The following is a 14,442-nucleotide window of genomic DNA, read 5'->3' as shown; positions in this document are numbered from 1 at the left end:
TTAATCCTTCCAGGAGAACACACCATTATTCCCCATATAGACAGCATACGTCAGGCCAACCCACCCGATCAGCGGAGGCATCCGCTTCGGATCAAACAGGTTAATGGTCAGCAAAGGACAGCAGAGCAATGCAGATTGGATGATCATTTCCCAATCGTCAGGCAGTGAATCAATCGAGCGCAACCAATCAAGCAGTGGATAGATCAAATGCTTGAGCTTGGTCTGAAGAAGCGCCAACCGCACCGGCGCAAGCGTAAAGTCATACTCAACGACAACCTCCCGCTCCTCTTGATCCAGACGCGCCTGAAGCGTGCACGTTGGCTCGACCTCAAAGGGAAAGTACATCCAGGTCGCAAACACGTTGTGAAACAGCGGCTTAATTATATCGAGCAGCGGTGAATGGCGTCCCGCAAACGCTGGATCAAAGTAGAGATAGTCCCGTTGCTGCTCTAAAAAGACATTGCCAAAGTGAGCATCACCATGTCCGACCACCGTTGCCGCCTCACGCGAGGGGAGCAAAGCCACCTCAGCACGCTTGATAAGCTTCCCAAGCGTATATGGCTGAACAACCCCATTGATTCGCCAGCGATAGGTCAGAAGCTCCTCAAAAGGAATCCCGCTCTCAGGATGCCGGGGCAAGGGAATACGCTTTCCCGTGTAAAAGGTCTTAAGCCGCTCACCGGTGAGCCGATGCCAGAACAATTGATGAACAGGTGCTGACGCATGCTCGGCAGGCGAGACGAACTGCAAGCTATCGCGATAAATGGAGAGAAGCCGCTCACATTCACGTTTTTCCGCTTCCACCAGTATCTCTTCAGTTGCCCGATGCGTATCGCCGGTCTCTACCTCGCGCATAAGATCGAACATCACAGGCCAGCGCACCACCGGATAGATGACCATCTGGCGATCTTTCTCGTGCAGCGTTCGTACCGGTCGCACAATGTGATACCCGGCCTTCGTCAACAGCTTCGCATTATAATATTCGGCCAGGATCCCCTGATCCTCGATATGGGTCTTGAAAAAGAACTCCCCGGTATTGCTCCGATAGATACCGTTAAACGAATTGAGCGAGGTCGCTTTCGGCGTCAGAGAAACGCTGGCAGTCGCAAGTTGCATATGCAGATAGAACCAGCGTTGTAAAAGCAGCTCCGCCTTTGCCTTCTCGGTAAATTGAAGCCGCTGAATCGTCCCAAGATCGTCAAATTGCGCCACCAGCTCTGGAACCCGGGTAATATCCTTCAGCAGAAAATCTGGCTGGCTCTGTTCAAGCAGCGCTCGTGCTTCCTCTGTGCGCACGCCGGAATAGACCGCGATCGAGATGGCGTTTGCAGCCTCGGCACCACGGACGTCGCTTGGCGTATCGCCCACCACAATAAAGCTTCCTCGTGGCGGAAGCGGCGCATCAGGTCGATGCTCTGGACGAAACGCCTTCAAGAATGGGAAAGGATGCGGCTTGGAAAGAGAGAGTGTATAGCCCTGCTCGCGATAGCTCTGCTCCGCCTCGACCACCTGTGTATCAGTCACGATATGGAGCTTATCGAAATACTGATACAGATCATACTTTTTCAGCGGCGTTGTGGCCTCCTGCCAGTCACGCCCGGTACACACCGCCAGGGTATATCCCTGAGCCCTCAACGCCTTCAACGCCGTCGTAATCTGGTCAAGCGGGAGCTGTGGCTTCTCATCATGAATACAGCCAGGCTTTCCAGGCTGTAGCGGCTTCCGTCTGTAAGACTGCTGGTAGAGCGTATCGCCAAGGTACCACTCCTGAAAGATGTTCTGAACAAACTTCCAGGAGTCGCTGTACCGGGAAAAGATCTTCACATCTTTGAGGCCAGCTCGCTGCTCGGCGACCGTGTTAAAGCGATCCAGCAGGGCAAAGCCTGTATACCCGCTAAAAATGGGATCACTGAGCGAACAGAGGCGCTGCGGTCCGATCTCGGGCAGTGTCACCTGAGCAAGGGCTGCGCGGAAAGCAGTGTTCCAGTCTTCCTCCCAGGGACGCAGGGGCTGTAACGCCTCTCGGGCTGACGCAGGTAACAGCGAAAGCAGATCTATCAGGTACAGACTGAAGCCAGCATAGCACGTGTCCCAGTTGGAGTTCACAGCACGCGCTTTGAGACCCTGAATCAGTGCTACCGGAAAGACGGACTCTGCCAGCGCCTTCGCCTCCTCGGCATGCTGTGGAGCATGATACTCCTTGCGTCCATCGATATTCCAGTAGCGAGGACTATAGAGCAGCTCATGCAGTACCAGGCCTGCCGCTACCCAGTAGCACTCTTCATTCGTAATGACACCGTCAAGATCAAAAACAATAACTTTCTCTGCCATGCCTACCTCAACCTTTTCAGTCGTTCACGCAGAGCACGCACACTTACCGAGCTCTCGGTAAAACGATAGGTAATCGGCGTTACGTGAACATGGGTCGCCCCGGCAGCACGAAGCACCGCGATAATCTCCAGCAGTTCTGGAGCCGAATCGCCGACCCGCGCCACACCTGAAATGGTATAGGAGCCCGGCGCCGCACCATCATCCGGCGTCATCAGACGAAACTCGGTCGAAATACCCATCGCCTTGAGACGCTGATTGATCCTGGCACAGGTTTGCTGCACAAGCTCCTGATCATTGCAGCTCACATAGGCTGTCAGCAGCGAGCGATTACGCGCCTGAACCCGGGCATCAATCATTTCCAGAATAATCTCGGTCATCTTCAGCGCATGAGCATCCTGGCCAAGCAGGCGAGCATTGCCGATCAGACACGATTGAGAGCGCAGCACAACACCATCTTCAAGCAACTTCAGATGATTCTCGCGCAGCGTTGTACCTGTCTCGGTCAGATCGACGATCAGATCAGCGGTATCAGTTAACGGAGCCGCTTCAAGTGCGCCATGAGGCGAGAAGATCTTACAATGAGTAATATTATGACGCCGTAAGAACTGCCCCGTCAATACCGGGTATTTCGTCGCGATCCGCAGGCCACGCCCTTTATGCTGCCTGTAATAGCCGACCAGATGCCAGAGATCCGCGCAGGTACTCACATCGATCCAGGTTTCAGGCACCGCTACCACCAGACGGCAGCTTCCATAGCCCAGATCTTTGACCAGCACCAGCACCTCTTCATCCTCTTCTACCTCATCCGTCACATCATCGCCATAGCCCCGGTGTTCGGCAAGAATGTCATAGCCCGTGATTCCAAGCGCCGCATCCCCACTCTGCACCAGTGCCGGGATATCAGCCGCCCGCTGAAAGACGACCTCTACATCAGGCAGGCTCTTCATGCTGGCAAGATACTGGCGCGGATTGCTGCGGCGAACCTTGAGCCCACATTCCGCCAGAAAATTCATGGTTGCTGCTTCCAGAGCGCCCTTTCCAGGAAGCGCCAGACGAATGCGCTCACTCATAGATACTGCTCCTTTACCGCCACATAATCGCCGAGAGTCGCGAGAGGAACAACTTGCTCGGTCCCTGTCGCCAGGTGTCGAACTGTCACCGCTTCCTGAGCTCTTTCATCTTCTCCCACTATCAGCGCCAGCGACAATTCTTTGCGTGAAGCCTGCCGCAAACCAGAACCAACGCCATGCCCGCTCACGTCAACTTCCGCCCCCACCTCCATTGAGCGCAGCAGCTGTGCAACATGCAGCGCATAGGGCACGTCCTGCCCGCTGACCGGTATCACCATCGCCTGTACCTGCTTCTGGGTCGGAATGCTCGTTTTGGGCACATAGTTCAGCAGGCGCTCGACGCCAAAGGCAAAGCCGCACGCATTGACATCACGCGATCCCCCAACCGCTCGCACCAGGCGATCATAACGACCGCCACCGCATAACTGCGAGTCGAAGCCTGCCACATCCTGTGCATGTATCTCAAATACCAGTCCGGTATAGTAGTTGACCCCGCGTCCAAGCGAGAGATTGAGAATAATCTGCTCGGCAGGCACGCCGCACTGACTCACGACCTGCACCAGTTGCTGAAGCTCGGCCAGCGGGGCGGGATCAAGGTCATAGCGATCCAGTAATTCACGCAGCCTGCCAAAGACCTCGGGAGGCGGTCCCGAGACGGCATGCAGCGCCTTGAGAAACTCCAGCGCACCCATAATCTGGCGTCGCTGCTGGCTTCGTCCCATCTTCCAGAGGAAACGTTCAATTACCTCGCGTCGCGCATCATCGTCACCAAAAGAGATGCTGATACCACTCAACAACGAGGAAATATAACGCTCTTCAATCTCGCCATTTGTGCTCGAGGGCGTTGCGCCTCCCGAGGAAGCAGGGTAAAGCTCTTCCAGTCGCGCCTGAACATTTCGCTCTCCCTGGGGAGAACGGTTTATCTGTTCCATTAAACTGAGAAGTAAATGGGCCGCATGACTATCCAGATGGAGTCGATGAATGAAGCCGCTGGCAACTGCAATATGTCCCAATTCCAGGCGATACTGTCTGATATCCAGAGCATGGAGAATCTCACAGGCCAACTGAAGGATCTCCGCATCTGCTACTGGAGCGCTTCCGCCAAAGAGCTCAACGCCCAGTTGTGTATGCTGACGATAGCGACTGCGACCGGGTGCCTCATAGCGGAACACAGGCCCGACATACTGAAAGCGTAACGGCAGGGCCTGCTGCTGATAATGGTCTAGATACAGTCGACAGATCGAGGCCGTAAACTCCGGGCGCAGACAAAGATCGCGTTGATGCAAACGAAACGCATAGAGGTTCTGCCACAGTTCCTGTCCAAAGCTGACATGAAAGAGATCGCTTCGTTCGAGGAGAGGAGAGTCAACATGTGCATAACCGGCCTGTGCCAGCAAAGAACCGAGTTTTCCAATCACCCATTGCTGTTGCTGATACACGTCCGGCAAGAGATCATACATACCACGCAATCGCTCAACGCGCTTCCTCATACCAATCCTTTCAAAATAGCATAGCTGCACCGACAAAGCCTCAGAGAGGGGCTTTCCCCGCTCTCTGAAGCGCTTAACGGATAATCATGGTACCGGCACCCTGATTCGTGAACAGTTCGCGGAGCAACACATGCTGCTCACGGCCATCAACAATATGGACTCGCGGCACGGCAGCCAGCGCATCCAGGCAGGCCGATACCTTCGGGATCATGCCACCACTGATAATCCCCTCTTCAATGAGCTTGCGGGCCTCTGCCTCGCTCAATTCTGAAATCAGGGTCCCATCGGCTCCACAGATCCCGACAACATTACTCAAGAAAATGAGCTTTTCCGCATTCAAAGCGCCCGCGATATGGGCAGCAGCCAGATCGGCGTTAATATTCAGACAAGAGGCTCCAGCACCCTGAGCAAGCGGGGCAATGATCGGGATAAAGCCCTGTTCAATCATTGCCTGGATCGGTGCGGGGTCTACCTCATCAATTTCGCCCACATATCCCAGTCGCTCATCAGCGATATGAGCACGCAGCATACCGCCATCGGTTCCGGTCAGCCCGACCGCATTTCCCCCCAGTTGAGCTGTCATCAACACCAGACGCTGGTTAATCTGGCCGGAGAGAACCATTCGCACCACTTCTAATGTCTGCTCATCAGTGACACGTAGCCCGTTGATGAAGCGGGTCGGGATCTGTAAACGGGTCAGCCACTCATTAATATAGGGTCCGCCCCCATGTACAAGGACAGGGTGAGCGCCCAACTGGTGGAGCCATACAACATCCTGCAAGACTTCTTGCTGATGCTCAAGCATGCTCCCACCTAATTTTATCACCAGAATCTTGCCTTTGAGAAAGTTAATATACGAAATGGCCTCACTGAGTACCTGTGCAATAAGATGTTGATCGCTGATGATATTGCCCTCCGCATCCAGCGAATAGGTAATCGCCATGAAAGAAATGTACCTCCTTCACTCTTACCGCGCGCTTCACCGGGAAGCGCCGATTTCAGGAATGAAAACTCAGGGATAAACGCCGATTCCCGCCAGTCCAGTTGTTTCCGACAACCCGAAGAGACGGTTTGCATTCTGCACAGCCTGACTGGATGCCCCTTTCATCAAATTATCCAGGCAGGAGACCACAATCAGGCGCTGCGCTTGTTTGTCAACAACGGGATAGATAAAGCAGTGATTGCTTCCGTAGCTCCATTTGGTATGAGGTGGTGTATCAACGACGTGCACAAAGGGCTCATCAGCATAATATTCAGTATAGAGTTCTCGCAATGCCTCCTTTGAAGCGTAGCGCTCAAAAGCCTCCGGCTTCAATGAGGCGTAACAGGTCGCCAGGATGCCCCGGGTCATCGGTACAAGGTGAGGAATAAATGTAAGGCGAAGCCCATTCGCAAGCGGATGCCCACCTGCTTCAGCACCGGCGATCAACTCTTGAACAATCTCAGGCTGATGACGATGCCCATCCAGGCCATATGCACTGATATCTTCATTGGCCTCCGAATAGTGTGTGTTCTGCTTCGGGCTGCGGCCAGCACCACTGATCCCAGATTTTCCGTCAACCACCACATCAGGCTCAACAATGCCAGCGGCAAAGGCGGGCAACAATGCCAGAATCGCTGTTGTCGCGTAACAACCGGGGTTCGCCACGATTGATGCCTGTGCTATCTGCTCACGATAGCGCTCGCAAAGCCCAAAGACAGCGGTTTCCAGCATCTGTGGAGCAGGGTGAACATGTTTGTACCACTGCTCATAAACGGCGACATCATGCAAACGGAAGTCAGCCGAGAGATCAACAACTTTTGTTCCCTGTTGCACCAGTTCAAGCACCGCTTCCGCCGCTGCGGCATGGGGCAGACAGACAAAAGCGAGGTCCGTTCGTGCAGGCTTCTCGGTAATCACCATTTCAGGATGCACCGATGAGGAAGCAGTGAGGGCACGAAGCTGAGGGAAAACATCGCACAACCGTTGCCCGACGGCGCTCCGCGCGGTCACTGAAACGACTTCAAATTGTGGATGACAGGCCAACAAGCGCAATAGTTCCAGGCCTGTATAGCTTGTCACATTCACAATAGAGACACTGATCATAGCAACCACCTATCATGACAGATTAAAAAATGGCAATAAAAAAAACCCTCATCCCTATCTGTTACACAGGGACGAGAGCCGAAACAATGCTCCCGCGGTACCACCCGGATTGCCTTTCCCTCAGGTAGACTCTCTCATCACAGTCTCCATCATTACCACACCATCGTGAGGGCGGAAAGACCACTCTCTGGCTCAGATCTCTCTGCATGGGAGCCTCTACCATCCGACCTACTTACTCTCAGACAAACGAGAATTTTCTTCGGTCAGCCGCTCACGAACGCGTTCTGAAGCTGGCTCTCCAGCCGGCCTCTCACCATACCCCGGTTCGCTGTTGGTTCCATGCCTCATACTGGTTTCGATCACAGCGGGACAGATTCCTGATATTCGCTTGTGTAGACCGACATACCCCAACCGGTCTCTTCTCTCTCAATGAGAGGGCTCTATCAATTGAGGTTTCTTCCTTCATCCAGCCGACGCTTGCCATCACAGGAAAACGGGCTGTCCAGAAGCGTTTGCGGTTGTTCAGACCCGCTCGTTCCCGACTGCCGATCGGTACGACGTAGCGCTTGCCCGGGCTTCTCAAGACCCTTCGTCAGCAAGCCGCTCTATACCTGCAATGCTCTTCTATAGAGAGACGAGTATTCACAGCCAGAAGTCACATCTTTTTCCTTCTGTCAGAATCGCGTTTCCTCATCCTGTCCGAAAAAACAGGACTTCTCATCCTCTCAAAGTAAAGCATAACAGCAGCAGTACCAGATGTCAACAGAGCGAAAAAATCTAGATACTTTGGATATTGACGATCGCCCGGATGGGGGAGGTCTCGTCCCCAAAAATAGGAGTAGCAAAAAGTATGCTTGCCCAATACAGCAACATCACGTACAATATGGCCTGCACCAAACCATCATTTATACAACACAGAGGCAGAAATTCATGACAGCGCGACGTGAAAAGACGATCGTTGCCCTCTCATCAGTAGGAGCCGCGATCGGACTGACAGCCTTGAAAATCATCGTTGCCCTGCTCACCGGAAGCCTGGGTATTCTCGCCGAAGCGGTTCACTCTGCTCTAGACCTTGTTACAGCGCTGATGACCTTCTTTGCCGTGCGTGTTGCCGACAAGCCAGCCGATGCCGAACACCACTACGGGCACGAGAAAATAGAGAACCTCTCGGCTTTTATTGAAGTCGTCCTGTTGATCCTCACCGCCCTCTGGGTTGTCTATGAGGCTGTCCAGCGGCTCTTTTTCCACGGTGAACAGCTTGACCTGAGCATCTGGGCCTTTCTCGTGATGGGTATCTCAATCATCGTCGATTACAGCCGCTCCCGTGCCCTGCTCAAAGTTGCACGCAAACTGGGCAGTCAGGCCTTAGAAGCGGACGCACTGCACTTCAGCTCGGATATCTGGAGTTCCAGTGTTGTAATTGTGGGTCTGCTAGTCGTCTTCCTGAGTAAACAATTCTCCCTCCCAGAGTGGCTGAGAAATGCCGATGCCCTCGCGGCGCTTGGCGTCTCGATAATCGTCCTGCGGGTCAGTCTGCGCCTCGCACGGGAAACCATCGACGCCCTGATTGATCGCGCACCCGAGGAGCTTCGCGAACAACTGGGCACTGAAATAGGCAGCATCAAGGATGTGATCGAGGTCAGGCGCGTGCGCAGCCGCCGCGCTGGCAATAAAACCTTCACCGATCTGATCATCGCCGCCCCCCATACCTTCAGCTTTGAACAAACCCATGAACTCAGCGAGCGCGTCGAAAAAGTGGCAATGGACGTTGTGCGCCGCATCTCTCCACAGGGAGAAATAGATATCGTTGTACACGTTGAGCCAGTAGCAGCACCAGATGAGACCCTCAGTGAGCAGATCCACTATCTGGCAAAGAAACAAGGCATCCATGTTCATGATATCCACATTCGGGAGATTGAAGGCAAGCTTGAGGCCTCCTTTGATGTCGAGGTACAGTCCGATATGGATCTACGACAGGCACACGAAGAAGCCACACGTCTTGAGCAAGCCCTGCTGCAACAGAATAAGCTCCTTCGCCGCGTGACTACCCATATTGAAGCCCCCAATCACACTATTCTGCCCCGTCAGGATGTCACCAGACACTACACCGAAATGGCTCAACGGATTATGCATATTGCCGATATGATCGCGGGCAAAGGGAGCGCACACGATATTCGCCTGTATCGCCCGGCTCCACAGCTTAAGGAACACCATCCGGTAGAACTGGACCTTGTGCTGCATACTGTGTTTGACGCCCACGCCCCGGTCAGTCAGGTGCATATTGAGGCCGAAGAGATCAAACGAGCGCTCAGGCGCAGCTATCCCAATCTGGGCAGCATTATTATTCATACCGAACCTCCCGAAGCGCAATAGTTGAAGATACTCCCCATCGCGGCAATTATCGCGTATAATTTGAGCATATCTCGTTCAGGCACTTTCACGTCTCCTTACAGCCGCAGTAAGTCATATGAAAGGATAGAAGTAACATACGTGAGCGATAATATTGATGCACTGATCGGAAAAACCCTGGGTACGTGTACCCTTGAAACGCTCCTGGGACGCGGCGGTATGGGCGTTGTGTATCTGGCGCAACAGACGCGACCTCACAGAAAGGTTGCAGTCAAAGTACTCCATTCACCTGTTACCCTGGACCCGCAGGTCTATCAGGAATTCCTGGCTCGCTTCAGGCGCGAAGCAAATGTGATCGCTAGCCTGGAACACCCGCATATTCTTCCCATTTATGAGTACAATGAACAAGACCATCTGGCCTATCTCATCACCCCCTATTTAACAGGAGGCAATCTGCGCCATCTCCTGAAAAAGCGCGGGGCTCTTTCCCTGATAGATGCATCACGGTATATCGATCAGGCAGCCTCAGCCCTTGATTATGCCCATGCACGCAACATCATTCATCGGGATCTCAAGCCCTCCAATTTTCTGCTCCATGAAGATGGGCGCCTTGTTCTCGCTGATTTCGGTCTGGCCCGCATTCTACAGGAGACACCCCGAGGGCAAACGCTGACACAGACCGGGGTCCTGCTTGGCACCCCCGAATATATGGCCCCGGAAATGGTTCAGGGAACAACTATTGATCATCACGCCGACATTTACGAGCTCGGCGTGATGCTCTACGAAATGTTGAGCGGTCAAACACCATTTCAAGCAGAGACTCCTTTTGCTCTGGCAGTCAAACAGCTACACGACTCCTTGCCCCGGCTTCATGAACAGAGAAGCTCCATTCCTGAGGCCGTCGACGCCGTGATGCAAAAGGCAACGGCCAAACAGCCAGCAGAGCGCTATAACTCTGCCGGAGAGATGGCAGCCGCCCTCCGTCAAGCCATCCAAACAGCGGGGCATCCACAGGCAGCCGACGATATACAGGAATATATCCCTACAGTGCTGACGCCGAGCCCCTCGAGACAAATACCAACCCGGGTCCCCGGAGTAACCACGCAGCCACGAGAGCCAAGCACACCACCACCCTGGCAATCAGCTCCGACACTGGTGCCACCATCACACGGCGGCCAGACACAACCACCAGTCAGTTCGCCCTCCAAAGAGCAGCGCTTCTGGCAAATCATTACCGTTGGGTTACTCGTCGTCCTACTACTAACAGTCGGCACTTTTGGCTTTTTTCTGCTGCGTGGCCCCAATGCGAGCCCCCAACCAACCGCCACCGCGCCAGCGACAACCCAACAGCATACAGAAACCGTGGCAACAACGATGACGCCGAGGGAGACGGCAACAGCTACGTCTGCACCATCCCCTCCCCCTTCACCGACACCGTCGCCGACGCCAACCAGCAAGCCGATCAATACGCTCCAAACGGGCCCATTGCTCTATGCAACCGGGATGGTTGGTGAAGAATGCGACCGCCAGGGGGGAATCTGGGACAATTTCAACGGAATACAGATTACCTGCTTGAACAGCGGAGGCACACAGCTTACCCATACTACAGCCACACAACAGCTACAAGGAACCTTCCTTAAAGCGCTGGCAAGCGGTCAGGCCTATGCCTCAGACTATGTTGTACAGGCCACCTTCCGCATGCAGGAAAATAGCGGGACCTTCGGGCTGTATTTCCGCAACCAGCCCGGACAACAACAAGGGACCTACACAGTTCTTGTAGCGCCAAAGCACACCTGGACAGCAACAGTGTATAATAATGAAACAGGAGCGCCGACCCTCCTGACGGAAGGGACATTCAACGCAGGAGGAACCATCACCCTGTCAGTTAAGGTCAGCGGCGCAGAGTTCAGTTTCTATGTCAACAAACAGTTGATAGAATCCTTTTCCGATTCTACATACACTCTTGGAACAGCAGGTATTGCTCTTGATGCAAATGCAAGCGTGGTATGCACCAAATTCGAGCTATATGCTATCGGCTGATTCCGCTTGTGAAGCGCGATTAACACGTACAGTCAGGAGAAAGTACTAGCCACTACCATCCTGAAAGACTGTATATTATAGTAAAGGGGTAGAAGAACGCCACAGGCCCGGGCCTCATAGTTACCCTTCTGGTTTGCCTTCATGACACGTTTGAATATGCAGATGTGCACAGTGATAGGAACAGAAGGGTATACAATGTACAGGGCCTCGCTTTGAGAAGGGAGCACCCGTTCTTGCAAGCAGTTCAGTCTCGTGGCGTCATCCCGGTCAACGAAATCAGGAGAGTCCTGCACAACCTGCGAAGATATAAAGAATAACAATGAAGATATATTTCATGTGAGAGGATTGACGAGCGTGATAATAGATTACAATGAGCTCATAGGTAAAACGCTCGGAACATGCACAATCCGGCGTCTCCTCGGACGAGGTGGAATGGGTGCGGTCTATCTAGCGCAACAGGCGCGGCCACGGCGTACGGTCGCAGTCAAAGTCCTGCTTCCAGCAACAGTCATGGAAAAACGACCGCGAGCAGAGTTCCTGGCGCGCTTCCGACGCGAAGCGGATGCGATCGCCGCCCTTGACCATATCAACATCATGCCAGTCTATGAGTATGGTGAGGACGAGGATATTGCATATCTGGTCATGCCTTATGTGACCGGCGGCACACTCAAGGACCGCCTGGAACAAAAAGGCATACTACCTATTGAAGAAGTAATCCCGATCATAGAACAGGCTGCTGATGGCTTAGACAGCGCTCATGCTCAGGGCATCGTCCACCGGGACCTCAAACCGGCAAATATCCTCTTTCATGCAGATGGCAGAGTCTTGCTGGCTGATTTTGGGCTGGCAAAAGTGCTACGCGATATCAAGGAAAGTGATTTCAGAACACATGGCACACCCGCGGGCCTGACCAGCGCCGGGACTATCGTTGGTACACCTGAATATCTTTCTCCAGAACAGGGCACAGGAAAGCCAGTCGACCACCGCACTGATATCTATTCGCTTGGGATCACCCTTTTTCAGATGCTCGGAGGCACTGTTCCTTTCACCGGAACCTCTCCTGTAGCAATCGCGATCAAACATACGCTTGAGCAGCCGCCCTCACTTCGCAAGCTGAACCCTAAAGTGACCCCTGAAATGGAGGCCGTTGTCTTTAAGGCAATCGCCAAAGAGCCGGAACAGCGCTATAACAGCATCGGTGAGCTTGCACGTGCCCTGAAAATAGCAGCAGAGAACGCAAAGCGACCACCGGAGACAAATCTATCCAAATTTGTCGATATGCAGACCATCACACCGCCACCGGAACCCAAACCCTACACCCCCGACACTGCCGGTATCGATGATGCAGAGACGCGGCTGGAACTGGAAACAACCGGGCCAATGGCAACACCTCCATATCCTGCCGGTGGACAGCCGCTTCGCACCTCGTCACAACCGGCAGAAATCGGGATGGGAGGAAGCCCCTATAGCGCGCGAACTGTTGCCCATACGCCGACCAGAATACCGCCACAGATCGCACCACAAACGCCATCACGCCCATTAGAACAGGGACAGCCGCAACCTGGCCCTCAGCTCTATAGTTCGCAGAAAGTGCCCTCTGCTCCTTCTTATAAGAACGGCCTGGTCTATCCTCCGCCACAAACGCCACCGGTTCCGCCAGCGACACCTGTTCAGCCGAATACCATACAACAACAGACAGGCGCCAGACGTCAGCCACGCTTGATGGTAATGCTTGGTGTCCTTCTGGCGCTCCTGGTAATCGTTGGCGGACTGGCATCCTATTTCTATATCCTCAATGGGAATAACAAGGCCAGTAGCACACCTCCAGGGGGAGCACAGACCTCGCTCAACGCTACCGCCACAGCAACAGCACAGGATAAGAAGCCGCTCAAAGAGCTTCATCTACCCTCACCCATCGTCAATGCAGGCGAACGTCTTTACGGAACAGAACAACCGGGCCCTGATTGCGATCAGCGCGGAGGGAAATGGAAGACAGTTGCAGGCCTCACCGTCACCTGCAATGACACTGATGTTACCTTGCATGCCGGAGGAAACGCCGGAGGACTCTTGCTTCAGAGCTGGCCCAATCAACCACAGGGATTAACAAACTATGTTATCCAGCTTCAGATCAAGGCCACAAGCGGCTCGTTCGGGGTGATCTACACCAATGAGGACACCAATAAGCTCTATGATGCCTTTGTCTTCAATGAGGCTGGGGCATGGGTCGCGGAGGCTCATGACGAGAATATGCAGGTGAAGAATAGCATGACATCTTCCCCGATAGCGTCGGGTATCTCAAATCTGCATGATGAAATCACCATCGCCATTCAGGTGCAGGGCGGCAATGCCACAATGCAGATTAAAGATGCCTATAATGGTAATGCGATGAATCAGGTCTCCTCCTCTTATGCCTGTGGTATTCTTGTTCAGCCAGGCTCAAGCGTGGTCGTCAAAAACGTCGCCATTTATGCATACTAAAAGCTCCAAGAAGGAAGCGTCCGGGAACAAGACCCCGGACGCTTCCTTCTTTCTGTCATTGATCATATTACAAAACGTAGCACCATCAATACTACGGGGAATGGCTTAGTGAAAAAGGATAAGAACAATCATTTATTCGAGCACGTCTACGATACTTTCGAACTCATCATCGCGATCCCGCTGTTCTGAATCGGGAAACCAGTTACGAACGCGCTGAGCTGAGATAACTCCTTTCGCTTGACGTACCAGTGATGATGGATCGTGTTCCGACGAAGCAGCAACTACTTCAGCTTGCACCTGATCGGGAGGACATTTTTGAAGCTCTCTTGTGATCGTATGCAGTGCAGATTGCAAGCTTTTGATCGTATTGAGAGACTCCGCAGAGGTACTGATGCCAGCCTGTTGCGCCTTCTCAAGATTTTCACGCAAGGTCTTGACCTGACTCGTGAGCTGTTCTTGCAAACGGCGTAGCTGCTGGCACCTTTCAGGTTTATGCGTCATTACACCCTCGCTCTAATGCATTTGCTCATTTGAGACATTTCCCCCTCTGCAAAGGGGTTCACAGTACAATGCCTTTATACACTATCAGACACACATT

The 14,442-nt window shown here is 53.4% G+C and carries 10 protein-coding genes; 3 read left to right on the top strand and 7 right to left on the bottom strand.

What is annotated here, in order from left to right; translation table 11 throughout:
- From KTH_RS31145 to KTH_RS31120, 6 genes are all read right to left on the bottom strand, one after another.
- On the bottom strand, positions 1–2,331 hold the full coding sequence (locus KTH_RS31145; protein ID WP_111321541.1) for an HAD family hydrolase: 2,331 nt from the start codon (positions 2,329–2,331) through the stop codon (positions 1–3).
- A gap of 2 nt (positions 2,332–2,333) precedes the next feature.
- Positions 2,334–3,401: an ATP phosphoribosyltransferase gene (gene hisG, locus KTH_RS31140; protein ID WP_111321543.1), complete on the bottom strand. Its 1,068-nt coding sequence runs from the start codon at positions 3,399–3,401 to the stop codon at positions 2,334–2,336.
- Positions 3,398–4,891, bottom strand: a complete 1,494-nt coding sequence (locus tag KTH_RS31135; protein ID WP_111321545.1) for a histidine--tRNA ligase — start codon at positions 4,889–4,891, stop codon at positions 3,398–3,400. The genes hisG and KTH_RS31135 overlap by 4 nt, the downstream gene beginning before the upstream one ends.
- Positions 4,892–4,964: 73 nt before the next feature.
- On the bottom strand, positions 4,965–5,834 hold the full coding sequence (gene argB / locus KTH_RS31130) for an acetylglutamate kinase (protein WP_111321547.1): 870 nt from the start codon (positions 5,832–5,834) through the stop codon (positions 4,965–4,967).
- Positions 5,835–5,903: 69 nt separating this feature from the next.
- Positions 5,904–6,977 (bottom strand): N-acetyl-gamma-glutamyl-phosphate reductase, encoded by a 1,074-nt coding sequence (gene argC / locus KTH_RS31125; RefSeq protein ID WP_111321549.1) that lies wholly within the window; start codon positions 6,975–6,977, stop codon positions 5,904–5,906.
- 443 nt (positions 6,978–7,420) lie between these two features.
- Positions 7,421–7,576, bottom strand: coding sequence for a hypothetical protein (locus KTH_RS31120; protein ID WP_497622781.1), 156 nt, complete (start codon positions 7,574–7,576; stop codon positions 7,421–7,423).
- 331 nt (positions 7,577–7,907) lie between these two features.
- Here KTH_RS31120 and KTH_RS31115 point away from each other — a divergent pair, with 331 nt between their 5' ends.
- From KTH_RS31115 to KTH_RS31105, 3 genes are all read left to right on the top strand, one after another.
- Positions 7,908–9,350, top strand: coding sequence for a cation diffusion facilitator family transporter (locus tag KTH_RS31115; protein WP_497622779.1), 1,443 nt, complete (start codon positions 7,908–7,910; stop codon positions 9,348–9,350).
- A 117-nt stretch (positions 9,351–9,467) separates the two neighbouring features.
- Positions 9,468–11,366 carry a serine/threonine protein kinase gene (locus KTH_RS31110; protein ID WP_111321553.1) on the top strand — a complete coding sequence of 633 codons (1,899 nt, stop codon included), beginning with the start codon at positions 9,468–9,470 and terminating at the stop codon, positions 11,364–11,366.
- 354 nt (positions 11,367–11,720) lie between these two features.
- Complete coding sequence (locus tag KTH_RS31105) at positions 11,721–13,844, top strand: serine/threonine-protein kinase (protein WP_137686240.1); 2,124 nt, start codon at positions 11,721–11,723, stop codon at positions 13,842–13,844.
- Between the two features lie 132 nt (positions 13,845–13,976).
- Here the strand turns inward: KTH_RS31105 and KTH_RS31100 are convergent, their stop codons facing one another.
- Positions 13,977–14,345 carry a hypothetical protein gene (locus KTH_RS31100; protein WP_111321557.1) on the bottom strand — a complete coding sequence of 123 codons (369 nt, stop codon included), beginning with the start codon at positions 14,343–14,345 and terminating at the stop codon, positions 13,977–13,979.
- Between the last annotated feature and the right edge of the window lie 97 nt (positions 14,346–14,442).

The sequence above is a fragment of the Thermosporothrix sp. COM3 genome (assembly GCF_059696735.1).
The sequence above is the reverse complement of the archived record's forward strand: the minus strand, read 5'-3'. Positions and strand labels throughout refer to the sequence as shown.

Coding starts and splice junctions, on each gene's coding strand:
- argC (WP_111321549.1), bottom strand. CDS start 6,977: ATGATCAGTGTCTCTATTGTGAATGTGACAAGCTATACAGGCCTGGAA.
- hisG (WP_111321543.1), bottom strand. CDS start 3,401: ATGAGTGAGCGCATTCGTCTGGCGCTTCCTGGAAAGGGCGCTCTGGAA.
- KTH_RS31100 (WP_111321557.1), bottom strand. CDS start 14,345: ATGACGCATAAACCTGAAAGGTGCCAGCAGCTACGCCGTTTGCAAGAA.
- argB (WP_111321547.1), bottom strand. CDS start 5,834: ATGGCGATTACCTATTCGCTGGATGCGGAGGGCAATATCATCAGCGAT.
- KTH_RS31115 (WP_497622779.1), top strand. CDS start 7,908: ATGACAGCGCGACGTGAAAAGACGATCGTTGCCCTCTCATCAGTAGGA.
- KTH_RS31145 (WP_111321541.1), bottom strand. CDS start 2,331: ATGGCAGAGAAAGTTATTGTTTTTGATCTTGACGGTGTCATTACGAAT.
- KTH_RS31135 (WP_111321545.1), bottom strand. CDS start 4,891: ATGAGGAAGCGCGTTGAGCGATTGCGTGGTATGTATGATCTCTTGCCG.